Raw genomic sequence first — 12591 nt, 5'->3', positions numbered from 1 at the left:
TTCGATGAGTGGTGATGTGTTGGGTGGGCCGGCCTACGCAAGGGCTTGGGACTTCCGCAACGGCTTGGGAACGATGAAAGCCCATTTCGGCGGTGGCTGGGAAGCGCCGGGGTAACGCCTGGAAACGCTGCGAAACAGCCCGACACGTGAGGAAATCCTGGGCAATTCCCGGCAACCGGGGGACACAAGTCGCCGCGTTGAGCCTTGTGAACAACAGCGACTGGTGGGCCCGCCGTGATTGGCGAGTACCGCCGTCGGGCATTCATACTGTTGGACCCCACAGTCATATGGGGTTTAGTTCGTATTGATCCTCACAACCGGGCGCATTTCTTCGCCTTGCGGCCCGCAGGACGGATACGGTAGATACATGACGTCTAGCATCGCCGCCGAGTCCATTCGGCCTACCCGCAACATTCCCGCCGACATCGCCCGTTCCTGGCTCCTTGTGAATGCCATGAAAACGGAGCTTTTTGACGAATCCGCGGGTTCACGGGCAGACGCCATCATCCTTGATATCGAAGACGCCGTGGACCCTTCCCAGAAGGATGCAGCGCGCGAGAATGTGGTCAACTGGCTGACCGCCGGTGGCCAGGCCTGGGTACGTATCAACGACGCAACCAGCAAGTTCTGGGCCGACGACCTCGCAGGCCTGCGTGGCACCCCGGGCCTGCTCGGCGTGATGCTCGCCAAGACCGAATCCGCTGACCAGGTCACCGAGTCCTACCACCGTATGGACGGCAAGACTCCCGTGATTGCACTGGTTGAGTCCGCCCTCGGCATCGAGGAAGCCAACCACATCGCCCGTGCGCAGGGAGCTTTCCGCCTTGCCTTCGGCTCCGGCGACTTCCGCCGCGATACCGGAATGGCCGCCACTCCGGAGGCCATGGCCTACCCACGTGCCAAGCTGGTTGTCGCCAGCCGCGTGGGCAACCTGCCGGGCCCCATCGATGGACCCACCGTCGGCACCAACCACCCGATCCTGCGCGAGCAGACCGGCATCACGGTGACCATGGGCATGACCGGCAAGCTCTGCCTGGCCATCGACCAGACCACCGTGATCAACGAGGTCATCAGCCCCACGCCGTCTGACGTTGCCTGGGCCACCGACTTCATGAACGACTTCGAGGCCAACGGCCGCGTGATCCGCGATGGTTCCGACCTCCCGCGTTTGGGCCGCGCCGAGAAGATCATGAAGCTCGCAGTCGCTTTCGGAGTCCAGCCTTCACTGTAGGCATGCTGGTCCACGGAGTCGTTTGGGACTCTTCGTCACCGGCGTTGAGGTTGTTCTCGCCGGACGCGGAGTTCACTGATATTGCGTTGGCCCAGGGCTCAGCCCTGGGCCTGCGTGTTATCCCCGGATTATGGTGCCTTGGTCATACCAAGGTCCACGGGCCGGGAGACCGCACACATGTTCCGTGCCGCAGCGGATCCATGGCCGAGCGGGGCAAACAGTGTGGGACATGTTTTGCCCGCGACGACTCCCGGCTGATGCACGATTTCCACCGGGGCGGTTCGGTGCCCACCGGACTCCGTGCTTACCTGATGCAGCCGCACTGGCTCTATGTGGCTACCTTCGCCAACGGTGCCACGAAGATTGGCACTGCCTCCGCGCAGCGCAAATGGAACCGGCTTGCCGAGCAAGGTGCCGTACATGCTTCGTACGTGGCCCATGCCGAGGACGGTCGGATCGTCCGATTGCTTGAGGATCTGGTGACCCGCGAACTCGGTCTCGTCCAGCAAGTCCGCTCCGCTTCCAAAGTGGCGGGGCTGGTAGAGCCGCGTGCCGCCGTCGAGCTTTCTGCCTTGAAGCGCCAGCACGCCGCACAGGTGCGCGAGCTGCTGGGCGGCCTGGCAATGACCGGCTACTCCGTGGTGGAGGACGAGTGGGACCGGCCGGACTTGTCTGAGCTTCTCTGTGTCGCTGGTGGCGAAGCGGGCCGACGCCACCCATACCCGGCAACGTTCGACGCCGGCGGGCACGGTTTGCGGGTCCGCTCGCTATCCGGGGCGATCGCCTTGGCCGGACTTCCCGACGCATCGGGTATTGAAGTGGAAGGCAGCTTCGTGGCTGACCTGGGCGCGCTGAAAGGCCGCAAGATCGAGTTCGGCCCCCACACCACGGAGATCCCGGCGTTGCAGGACTCCCTCTTCTAACGCCCTTTTTGCTGTGCGGCTAGGGGCGACATCTCGGCAGTAAGGGCCCCTGTTTCAGTTGAGATCCAACCCCTCGGCAACACCTTCCATCGAGCCCCCGTAGACTTGGACGGTGCTGGAACAATTTTGGGCTACGGCCTCTACGTCTTATAAAGTGCTCGTTTTCAGTGCCATGGGGCTGATCGCCGTCGGGCTCATCCTGTCCATCGTGGGGAACACCTCCGGCAACCAAGGGCTGGCCATGGCGTCGCTTCCCGTCATTGGCGTCGGGCTGGTGCTGCATGTCACTGGGCTGGTCATCCGCGGACAGAAGATCCGCAAGAGCTACAAGAAGTAACGCCCAAGCGAAAGCGCCGCCACCTTCCCGCAGCCCGATAGGGTTGGAGCATGAGTATCAATCCGGACCTGCAGGGCCGAAGCTACCCTGCCGCAGAGGTATACGACGTCGGGCGCGAAAAGATCCGCGAGTTTGCCAAGGCTGTGAAAGCCAACAACCCCGCACATTTCGATGTTGAGGCAGCCAAGGCCCTGGGCCACAGCGACCTCGTCGCACCGCCAACGTTCGCCATCATCGTGGCCCAGCGTGCTGATGCCCAGCTGGTGGAGGACCCGGAGTCGGGGATCGACTTTTCCCGCGTAGTCCACGCTGACCAGCGGTTCACGCACCACCGCGCCATCGTCGCCGGTGACAAGCTCGTAGCTGAACTCCATGTGGACGGCGTCCGTGCCATGGGCGGGGGAGCCATGATCACCACCCGCTCCGAGATTTCCACAGTGGACGGCGAAAAGGTCGCCACCACCACCTCATCCATCCTGGTCCGCGGAGAGGGACAGTAACCATGAGCCCCACATTCGAAGAACTGACTGTCGGCCAGGAAATCGGCACCCGCAGCATTGACGTCACCCGCCAGGACCTGGTCAAGTACGCAGGAGCCTCCGGTGACTTCAACCCGATCCACTGGAATGAAGCCTTCGCCACCTCCGTGGAACTGCCGGGCGTCATCGCCCACGGCATGTTCACCATGGGTGCGGCAGTGCAGTTGGTGAGCGACTGGGCAGGCGACCCGGCCGCCGTCGTCGATTACCAGACCCGTTTCACCAAGCCCGTCCTCGTCACCGACACCACGGGAACCGATGAGGCCGGCGCTGTCATCGACGTCACCGGTGTGGTGGGAGCGCTCGACGCCGATGCCCGCACCGCGCGCATCGACCTCACCGTAGTGGCCGCTGGACTGAAGGTCCTCATGAAGTCGCAGGCGGTCGTGAAGGTCTCTTGAACCAACTGAACACCTTCCAACGGCGCGCCACACCGACTGAAATGTCGCGGTGGCGCGCCGCTGTTCTTGCTTCCTACGCGGCCAGCGGCATCGCTTTCGCAACGTGGGTCTCCCGCCTGCCGGCCATCCGCGACGGACTCAATCTCACGCCGGGCGGCATTGGCCTTCTGCTGATGTGCATGACCGTGGCCTCCTTCATCTCCATCTCGGCCTCGGGGCTGATCGTGCTCAGGCTGGGGCCGAAACTCACCACAAGGATCGGCAGTTGCATGGTGGGCGCCGGCTTGGTCACTGTGGGATTCGGCGCGTCCATCGTAGCGAGTCCGCTGGTGGTGGCAGCAGGCCTGGTGGTGCTCGGTCTCGGCACGGCAAGTTGGAACACCGCGTCCAATGTTGAGGGAGCCGCGCTGGAACGCGCCATGGACCGGCACATCATGCCGCATCTCCATGGAGCGTTCAGCCTTGGTACCGTGGCCGCCGCCGGGTTCGGTGCCTGGGCCGCCGCCGTGCACATGCCGGTGTTCTGGCATTTCCTGATCTCGGGCGTCGTGGTCACCACGTCCGTGGTAACCGCCGGATTCTGGTTCCGCGCCGAAAGGACAGCAGCAGCTACGCACACGTACCGGCCGGATGAGACGGACACTTTCCAGGACCCCTCCACCGGTCCGTTGCCGATCATCGATGCCGCCTCTCCCGAGCAGGGTCCCCAACAAGGCAAGGCTGCCGCTCCGCTGGACAGCAAACGGCTGGTGGCACTTGCATGGCGTGATCGCCGAACCCTCCTGATCGGCGTCCTGGTCCTCGGTTTGGCTTTGGCTGAGGGGGCCGCGGGGGATTGGGTGGCTTTGGCACTGGCCGACGGTCATGGGCAGTCCGATGCCGCCGGCGCTGTTGGCTACGGATTGTTCGTCACGTTCATGACCATCGGACGCTTCGCCGGAACCGCCATCCTGGACCGTTTTGGCCGCGTGGTGGTGATGCGGTGGTGCTCGGCCACCGCCGTCGTGGGTCTTGCCCTCTTTGTCTTCTCACCGGTTCCGTGGCTCGCGTTTGTTGCCTTGGCGATTTGGGGCCTTGGCGCCTCGCTGGGTTTCCCGGTGGGGATGTCCGCGGCTGCCGATGACCCCGTCCACGCGGCTGCCCGGGTTTCGGTGGTCTCCACCATCGGCTACGGAGCCTTCCTCTGCGGTCCGCCACTCCTGGGACTGCTGGCCGAACATTTCGGCATCCTGCATTCATTGCTGGCGCCGTTGGTGCTGCTGGTGGTCAGTTTCTTCCTGGCTCCGCTGTCCGGGCAGCAGAAGGCCACGTCCGTCCAGCCGGACGAAGCCCGTTAGGCTTGAATGGTGACCCAAACACTGCTTTCCGACTTGACCACAGCCGCCGTCGGCGGCCCCGCAGGGAACTATGTTGAGGCCCGCACCGAGGCTGAAATTATCGACGCCGTCAGGTCCGCCGACGCTGCCGACGAGAAACTCCTGATCATCGGAGGCGGCTCCAACCTCCTGATTTCCGACGAAGGCTACCCCGGCACCGTCCTGAAGATCGCGTCAGAAGGCTTCACCGTGAACTCGGAGGACAGCTGCGGCGGCGTTTCGGTGGTGGTGCAGGCGGGCCACAACTGGGATGCACTGGTGGAACACTCCGTGCTGCACGCTTGGTCCGGGTTGGAGGCATTATCCGGAATTCCGGGAGCCACGGGAGCCACTCCAGTACAGAACGTGGGCGCCTATGGTGCGGACGTTTCACAAACCATTGCCGCTGTGCGCACCTGGGACCGCGAACGCAATGCGGTGCAGACCTTCACCAACTCCGAGCTCACGTTCGGGTACCGCGATTCGATCCTGAAGCAGACCACGGTGGAGGGCTCGCCCCGCTATGTGGTGCTGACGGTCGAGTTCCAGTTGCCGCTGGGACGGATGAGCGCCCCCATCCGCTACGCCGAACTGGCCAGGGTGCTGGGCGTTGAGGCCGGAAAACGCGCCTACTCCAACGATGTCCGGAGGGAAGTCCTGCGGCTTCGAGCATCCAAGGGCATGGTCTTGGACGCTGCGGATCGGGACACCTATTCGACCGGTTCCTTCTTCACCAACCCGATCGTGGCCGCCGGGCATGCCGCGGAGTTACCGGAGAACGCTCCACAGTTCCCCGCGGGAACGGATGGAATGGTGAAGCTCTCCGCTGCGTGGCTGATCGACCAGGCAGGATTCGGAAAGGGCTTCGGACTCGAGACGTCCAGCGTTTCGGGTGGCAGGGCCTCCCTGTCCACCAAGCACACACTGGCCATAACCAACCGGGGTTCTGCGTCGGCTGCGGACATGGTTGCCATCGCACGTGAGGTGCAGGCCGGCGTCGTCGAACGTTTTGGTATTGAGTTGCACCCGGAACCGTTATTGATCGGTGTCAGTCTCTAGCGTGTCCGCCCGGGACCTCTCCTAGCGGGTACGACGTTCTGCGATCGGCAGGATCTTGTTGAGCAGCAGGAACGTGAGCCCGCAGCTGACCGAGCCCAACAGGAAGATCTGGCTGAAGGCGATACTCTGCGGCGATGGCCCGCTGGGCATGAAAAGCCCGGCAGTTGCGAACCCCACCAAGCCCAGCAACATGACGAGGGCTCCCAGCAGGAAGCTGCGGACCTGCGCGGCGGCGGTCGGGTAGAACCATGGCTCGGGGGCATCGTCGTCGCGGTCTGCTACTGGCTGGGTCGCTGCTGCCGTACCGATGAGGAGCGCTGCTGCGGCGGTCGCCACCAGACTCACGGTCTGGATGGCTTGCATCGATGAGGAAAGGCTCACGCCCGTCCCCACTGCCACGATCAGTCCGGCGCCAAGCCCGACGAGCGTGCAGAACCAGCCGGCGGTAGCCAACCACCGGCTCATCGGCCGCACGAACGGAGCAAGATCGCCAAAAAGCATGGATTCATCGTAGGATCCGCTGCTGGGTGAGGGCTGGGAGAGGCGGCAATGTTCCCTGTGCACGTTGGCCCTTTTAGGATGAAGCATGCCTTCAGCCCACACCGATCCAACTCCGCGAGTTATGGGCCGACTGCGCCTGGCCAGCCAAGGACTGTTGGGCGGCGGCTTTCCAACCGTTGCTGGCGCGGTCCGTTGGATGACGGCCATGCAGGCCCAGGACCTGGGCTCGGCCCTCTGGGCGGTCGGCCAGCGTGTGCCCGGCAGCCGCGCCTCGGACGTCAGGGCAGCCCTCGATGCCGGGTCTGTGGTCCGTTCGTGGCCCATGCGCGGGACGCTCCACCTACTCGCACCGGAAGATCTCCGCTGGATCCTGGGCATCACCAGCGACCGCCTCATGAATATGGTGGCTGGCCGCCACCGTGAACTGGCGATCACGCCGGACGACATCAGCCATTGCCGCGACATTGCCTTCAAAACCATGGAGGTCCTCACGTCAGCCGGGGGCGCCCACGGCGCAACCCGGGAGCAACTCTTCCAGGCGTTCGAGGACGCGGGCCAGATCACCAAGGCGCAGCGGGGAATCCACTTGCTCGGGAGTCTTTGCCAGCGGGCGTGGCTGGTGCAGGGACCTATGGCTGCGTCAAACGGTAAAGCGGGCGTACAGCAAGTGTTCGTGCCGTTCGAGGACTGGATTCCGGAGTCGCGGGACCTCGGGCGCGAGGAGGGCATTGCGGAGCTGCTGTACCGCTACCTCCGGAGCCACGGTCCTGCGACCATCAAGGATTTCTCGTGGTGGAGCCAAGTGCCGCTCATCGAGGCACGCGCAGCCCTCAAGACGCTGCAGGACCAATTGGTCGAGTTGCCTCTCGGCGGAACCAATTATTGGTTGTCGTCGGAGACAGCAGCAATGCTCGACGACGGCGTCCCCGGCTCACGCTCGTTGCTGGCACTTCCCGGGTTCGACGAGTTCCTGCTCGGTTACCAGGACCGGAGCCTGGTCCTGGCCCCTGAGTTCGCGGAGCGTGTTGTCCCGGGAAAGAACGGTGTGTTCAAACGGATCATGGTGTCCGGGGGTGAAGTGGTGGGAACGTGGGCCAGGCCGGTCACGGGGAAAGCGGTGAGTGTGGTTCCGGAGCCGTTCGCCGGTCAGCTGGGCACGGCAGCTGAGCGTTCGTTCCAAGCTCAGGGCAGGGCGTACGTGAAGTTCATGAACAGCTGAAAACCGGCCCGCTGAAATGCCCACCAAAACGAGGAAAACCCGCCGCTCCGTGGCTGGGCGGCAACGGAGCAGCGGGTTTTCGAACAAGAATGGCTAGAGCTTGCCGGTGACAATGTTGAGCATGCGGCGCAGTGGCTCGGCGGCACCCCACAGAAGCTGGTCGCCAACAGTGAAGGCACTGATGTATTCCGGACCCATTTCGAGCTTGCGGATACGTCCCACGGGGATGTCCAGCGTGCCGGATGCAGCCACGGGGGTCAGGTCGGCCATGGAGGCTTCCTTGGTGTTGGGAACAACCTTGGCCCACTCGTTGTCCTTGGCCAGGAGGTTCTCGATCTCCGTCACGGACAGGTCTTCGCGCAGCTTGAGCGTGAGGGCCTGGGAGTGGGAGCGCATGGCGCCAATGCGGACACACAGTCCGTCCATGGCGATGTGGTCCTTGCCGGCAGTGCCGTTGCCGGTGCCGAGGATCTTGTTGGTTTCGACGCCGGCTTTCCACTCTTCCTTGGACTGGCCGTTGCCGAGGTCGGCATCGATCCACGGAATCAGGGACCCGGCCAGCGGAACGCCGAACTGTGTGGCGTCAACACCGTTGCGCTGGGCAGCGAGGACCTTGTGGTCGATTTCCAGGATCGCCGACGCGGGATCCTCCAGTTCGCTGCTGACCTCGTTGTTGAGGGTGCCGAACTGGTTCAGGAGCTCGCGCATGTGGCGTGCGCCGCCACCGGAGGCAGCCTGGTACGTCATGGAGGTGCCCCACTCCACGAGGTTGTTCTTGAACAGGCCACCGAGGCCCATGAGCATGCAGGAGACCGTACAGTTTCCGCCGATGAAGTCCTTCACTCCGCCGGAGAGGCCGGCATCGATGACGTCGCGGTTGATGGGGTCCAGCACGATGATCGAGTCGTCATTCATGCGCAAGGTGGAGGCGGCGTCAATCCAGAGGCCGTCCCAGCCACGGTTGCGCAGTTCGCCGTGGACCTGCTTGGTGTAGTCGCCGCCCTGGGCGGTGACAATAATCGGCAGCTTGGCCAGGGTCTCAATATCGAACGCGTCCTCGAGCTTGCCTGCCCCATCAGCGAAGGAAGGGGCGGCACCTCCTGCGTTCGAGGTGGAGAAAAATACCGGGTTGATGTTGGCGAAGTCGTTCTCTTCCTGCATGCGGTGCATCAGGACGGAGCCGACCATGCCACGCCAACCGACCAGTCCAACGGACGGATTAGCTGCTGTAGTCATTCCCCAAGTCTAAACTTTCGGAGCAAACTGCCGCTGTTGGTTACGTCACGCAGGCAACGCACGACGCCGGCACCCGTCGACGCGGCTTGGCTCGCCGCCCGCAATGCCTAGTGGCCGGCGTCGTGCCCTTGCAGCAAAAGGGCCTTGCGCTTGCGCAAGGCGAAGAAGGCACCAAACGTGAACACCTGCGTGAGAACGACCAGCACGATGATCCCGGCAATTTTGTTGCCCCCCAGGATCATGGTCAGTCCCACAATGGCGGAGATCAGGGCGAAGAGCGGCAGCAGCATATAGCCCAGCACGAACAGGGTTTCAGGTTTCTTCAGCATGCGGACTTTCCTAGCTTTCGGTCCGGCGCCACGTTGTGAACCGGTAGTTTGTGCCGTTCTTGGCGGTGAGCCACCCCTCGGGCGGCGCCACGGTGTCAAAGGTCCAATCATCACCCAGCCGGGGCGCGTAGGTGTCACCCTCCACATCGGTATCAATGATGGTGATGACCGCAAGGTTGGCGATGCCCATGGACTGCTCAAAGATCTCGCCGCCCCCGATGATCCAGACCTTCTGGCCGCCGGGCGCAAATTGGGATTCCAGCAACGCATCGTCAAGCGAAGAAACCACGACGGCGCCTTCCGCCTCGGGGGTGGACGCCCACTCGGCGCTGCGCGTCACCACGATATTGGTACGGCCCGGGAGCGGACGGTACTTTTCGGGAAAGGACTCCCACGTCTTGCGCCCCATGATGACGGGGTGACCCGTAGTGAGCTGGCTGAAGTGCTTCAGGTCTTCGGGCAGGTGCCACGGCATGGTGCCGTCCTTGCCGATCACGCCGGACTTTGCCTGGGCCCACACCATCCCAATGCCCGTCATGCGGCCAGCGGTTTCCTGGGTGAAGATGACGGCGGGCAGCTGGGAAGGAGTCCCGGAGGAAGGAGTGCTCATACGGCGATCGGCGCCTTGATGGTGGGGTGGTGGCGGTAGTCCACAACTTCGAAGTCGTCCAGCGTGTAGTCGAAGATCGAGTCGGGCTTTCGAAGGATCTTCAGCTGCGGGTATTCGTAGGGCTCACGGCTGAGCTGCTGGGCAACCTGGTCCACGTGGTTGTCGTAGACGTGCACGTCGCCGCCGGTCCAGACGAATTCACCGGGCTCGAGGCCAAGCTGCTGCGCGACCATGCGCGTCAGCAGCGCGTAGGAAGCAATGTTGAACGGTACGCCCAGGAAGGTGTCCGCGGAGCGCTGGTACAGCTGGCAGGACAGCTTGCCGTCGGCCACATAGAACTGGAAGAAGGCATGGCAAGGTGGCAGTGCCATGTCTTTGAGCTCGGAAACGTTCCAGGCAGAGACAATGTGCCGACGTGAATCGGGGTTGGCGGCCAGGTTGGCCATGAGCTCGGAGATTTGGTCGATGTGGCCACCGTCGGGAGTAGGCCAACTGCGCCACTGCACCCCATAGACGGGGCCGAGTTCGCCATCTGCGTCAGCCCATTCGTCCCAGATGGAGACGCCCTGGTCCTGCATCCACTTCACGTTCGAGTCGCCTCGCAGGAACCACAGGAGCTCTACTGCCACGGACTTGAAGTGGACCCGCTTGGTAGTGATGAGCGGGAAGCTTTCGGCAAGGTCGAACCTCAATTGGCGGCCAAAAACGCTGCGCGTTCCGGTTCCGGTGCGGTCCGACTTGTGCGTGCCGTTGGCCATGACGTCGCGCAGAAGGTCTTCATAAGGGGTGGGGATGCTCACTCCTCAAGCTTACTTGCCAGCCGTCCTCGGAGAAGATCAATGAGAGTGTCGTCACCAATGCCCGCGGCCCGCGCCGTCCGGATCAAACCGTCGACGGCGGAGATCACCGCCGCGTCCGCGCGAACAGCGCCGTCCGGCGCGTGGGGTGGCCCGACGACGACAGTCCCGTTCCGCCGTCGTGATTCAATCAGCCCGGACTGCTCGAGTTCCTTGTAGGCACGGGCCACGGTGCCTGCAGCAATGCCCAGGTCCGCTGCCAGGCTGCGGACCGTGGGCAGGCGGCTTCCAGGCTCCAGCACTCCGACGGCAATCAGGGAACTGAGCTGGCGGCGGATCTGCTCGTACGGCGGGACGGGATCCGCCAGGTCGACTGTGATCCCGGCGGTCATTGTGCGGGTTCCCCTTGCTTGGTGGAGTTCCCCCTGGGGAGGGTGCGCAACAGGCTGCGGACAGGTGTGATGGCCACGATGACCGCGATGATTGCCAGGACAATGCCGATCACGGGGAGGGGGCTGGGGCCGATCGGATCAAGGCTTCCGGCGGGAGGGAACATTCCGTACCAGGCGTTGCCGGCGCTGATCAGCAGCGCGGCGGCCTGCCCCAGGCAATACGCTGCCAGGGTCCTGACAATCCGGTACATGCTGATGGCGCGAAGGGCGGCGTCCAGTCCTGCGTTGCCGTCTGTCTCCGGGATACCTCGACGCCGGCGCACCGTCAGGACGGCTGCGGTGCCGGCCAACGCGACCACCAAGGAGACGGGAACCGCGGCCGTCCACGTCCCGGGACCGAACGGCTGCACCTCGCCGGCCACTGCGAAAACGAGCGCGACGGCCAGTACCAGGGCGCTGCCTATGGCAAAAGAGAGCAAGCCCTTGGAGACGGGCTGCCGCGGCCATTGGAGGGGAGCATCGGTTGTACCGTAATTGCGGCCGATCATGAGATCGCCCGCGGCGATGGCTGCCAAGAGGATCACGGCGACCACGCCGGTCATCGACGGAAAAGCCCAGGGCTCAGGTGTTCGGGCAGGCACCAGGATTATCGCGTAGCCGGCAATGAGCGCAACAACGCCCAGTACGCCCAGCGCCGCTCCAACGGAAATGCTGAGCCGGGCGGCCCCATGGGTTCGTGGATCGGCGCGGAGTGCGGCAGTGCTGGTGGTCTTGACCGAATTGAGCAGCGATGGCAGCTCGGGAACCTGCCACCACCACATGAGCAGCAGTACCGCCATGTTGACCATGCCGACGTAATTGAACCAGGACGACTGCCACAGGGCGCCAGGGGCGGGCTGCGCGGCGAAGTTCCCGGCGATGCTCGCCAAGCCGGCCGAGATTGTAGCGACTGTCCGGAGCAAACGGTTGGTGGCTATCACCCGGAGCGTCCGGTTATCGTCGCCGTCGAGTGTTTCAAGCTGCCGGCGGCGGGCAATCAACACCAGCACCAGGAGGGTCCCGACGGCGAGAACCAGCAGCGCCCCGCCCAGCCACGCGGCCAGTTCCCACCCGGGTATCCGGCCTTCCTGTCCTTGTCCCATATACCCGTTGTCGGTTGGCGTCGCCTGGCTCGGTGGAGCAGGCAGCACCGGGGTGTGGCCGGGGAGCGTGGCGATCCAGGCAATGACCAGGGCCGCGAATGCAAAAATGGCGGCGGTCGTCCAAGCAAGTTTTCGGGGGAGGAAGTCCCTGATCCTGCGGACGGTCAGTTCGGCGTACCTGCGTGGCGCTTTCGGCGCGGGGTAGCTCAGCTGCCCCAAGGCATGGACGGCGAGACAGGCGAGAATGGGCCAGGCGAGTGCGCCGGAGATTTGCTCGGGAGTTGTTGGGGCGCTGGCCCCCGAGGGGTTCACGCGAAGGATCCCCGTGTTCATGGCCCCTTGCAAGGAGCTGGCCATCCAACCAATGATGCCCACCCATAGCCCGTGTGACGCAACGGATTGGGAGTCCGGCGTGGACCACACCTGCATCCGAAGGAACAGATACACGATGACGGCGCCCACAACCGGGCCAAGGAAGAACATCGGTGGCAGGCTTAAAAACACGTCGAAGACCCCCAAG

Annotated in this window: 15 protein-coding genes; 8 read left to right on the top strand and 7 right to left on the bottom strand. The window is 63.9% G+C overall.

Translation table 11 applies throughout. From position 1 onward, the window contains the following. Positions 1-367 precede the first annotated feature (367 nt). The 7 genes from J3D46_RS21385 (at position 368) to J3D46_RS21355 (ending at position 5845) form a co-directional block, all read left to right on the top strand. The gene (locus tag J3D46_RS21385) at positions 368-1231 is read left to right on the top strand and encodes a CoA ester lyase (RefSeq protein WP_144648636.1); all 864 of its coding nucleotides are present in this window, start codon (positions 368-370) and stop codon (positions 1229-1231) included. A gap of 2 nt (positions 1232-1233) precedes the next feature. Continuing rightward, a complete protein-coding gene (locus J3D46_RS21380; protein ID WP_253468710.1) occupies positions 1234-2154 on the top strand; it encodes a DUF2797 domain-containing protein in 921 nt (306 codons plus the stop codon). Between the two features lie 112 nt (positions 2155-2266). Then, the gene (locus J3D46_RS21375) at positions 2267-2491 is read left to right on the top strand and encodes a DUF3188 domain-containing protein (protein WP_231339822.1); all 225 of its coding nucleotides are present in this window, start codon (positions 2267-2269) and stop codon (positions 2489-2491) included. Between the two features lie 50 nt (positions 2492-2541). Continuing rightward, positions 2542-2991 (top strand): MaoC family dehydratase N-terminal domain-containing protein, encoded by a 450-nt coding sequence (locus J3D46_RS21370; protein WP_231339823.1) that lies wholly within the window; start codon positions 2542-2544, stop codon positions 2989-2991. 2 nt (positions 2992-2993) lie between these two features. Then, on the top strand, positions 2994-3431 hold the full coding sequence (locus J3D46_RS21365; RefSeq protein WP_159706876.1) for a MaoC family dehydratase: 438 nt from the start codon (positions 2994-2996) through the stop codon (positions 3429-3431). Between the two features lie 41 nt (positions 3432-3472). Beyond that, positions 3473-4768: a sugar MFS transporter gene (locus J3D46_RS21360; protein WP_231339855.1), complete on the top strand. Its 1296-nt coding sequence runs from the start codon at positions 3473-3475 to the stop codon at positions 4766-4768. Between the two features lie 9 nt (positions 4769-4777). Then, positions 4778-5845, top strand: coding sequence for a UDP-N-acetylmuramate dehydrogenase (locus J3D46_RS21355; protein WP_231339824.1), 1068 nt, complete (start codon positions 4778-4780; stop codon positions 5843-5845). Between the two features lie 21 nt (positions 5846-5866). Here the strand turns inward: J3D46_RS21355 and J3D46_RS21350 are convergent, their stop codons facing one another. Next, complete coding sequence (locus J3D46_RS21350) at positions 5867-6346, bottom strand: hypothetical protein (protein ID WP_231339825.1); 480 nt, start codon at positions 6344-6346, stop codon at positions 5867-5869. 85 nt (positions 6347-6431) lie between these two features. Between J3D46_RS21350 and J3D46_RS21345 the strand changes: the two genes are divergently transcribed. Continuing rightward, positions 6432-7565 carry a winged helix DNA-binding domain-containing protein gene (locus J3D46_RS21345; protein ID WP_231339826.1) on the top strand — a complete coding sequence of 378 codons (1134 nt, stop codon included), beginning with the start codon at positions 6432-6434 and terminating at the stop codon, positions 7563-7565. Between the two features lie 93 nt (positions 7566-7658). On the opposite strand, the gene asd is transcribed toward J3D46_RS21345, so the two are convergent. From asd to J3D46_RS21315, 6 genes are all read right to left on the bottom strand, one after another. Beyond that, a complete protein-coding gene (gene asd / locus J3D46_RS21340; RefSeq protein WP_253468708.1) occupies positions 7659-8801 on the bottom strand; it encodes an aspartate-semialdehyde dehydrogenase in 1143 nt (380 codons plus the stop codon). 107 nt (positions 8802-8908) lie between these two features. Further along, positions 8909-9130: an NF038396 family protein gene (locus J3D46_RS21335; RefSeq protein ID WP_231339828.1), complete on the bottom strand. Its 222-nt coding sequence runs from the start codon at positions 9128-9130 to the stop codon at positions 8909-8911. A 10-nt stretch (positions 9131-9140) separates the two neighbouring features. Continuing rightward, positions 9141-9740 carry a dihydrofolate reductase gene (locus tag J3D46_RS21330; protein ID WP_231339829.1) on the bottom strand — a complete coding sequence of 200 codons (600 nt, stop codon included), beginning with the start codon at positions 9738-9740 and terminating at the stop codon, positions 9141-9143. Next, positions 9737-10540 carry a thymidylate synthase gene (locus J3D46_RS21325; RefSeq protein ID WP_253468706.1) on the bottom strand — a complete coding sequence of 268 codons (804 nt, stop codon included), beginning with the start codon at positions 10538-10540 and terminating at the stop codon, positions 9737-9739. Before J3D46_RS21325 ends, J3D46_RS21330 begins: the two co-directional genes overlap by 4 nt. Beyond that, positions 10537-10929 (bottom strand): GntR family transcriptional regulator, encoded by a 393-nt coding sequence (locus J3D46_RS21320; protein WP_231339831.1) that lies wholly within the window; start codon positions 10927-10929, stop codon positions 10537-10539. Before J3D46_RS21320 ends, J3D46_RS21325 begins: the two co-directional genes overlap by 4 nt. Continuing rightward, positions 10926-12554, bottom strand: a complete 1629-nt coding sequence (locus J3D46_RS21315; protein WP_253468704.1) for a hypothetical protein — start codon at positions 12552-12554, stop codon at positions 10926-10928. The genes J3D46_RS21320 and J3D46_RS21315 overlap by 4 nt, the downstream gene beginning before the upstream one ends. Positions 12555-12591 lie beyond the last annotated feature (37 nt).

Source organism: Paenarthrobacter sp. A20 (genome assembly GCF_024168825.1).
Lineage (GTDB): Bacteria > Actinomycetota > Actinomycetes > Actinomycetales > Micrococcaceae > Arthrobacter.
The sequence above is the reverse complement of the archived record's forward strand: the minus strand, read 5'-3'. Positions and strand labels throughout refer to the sequence as shown.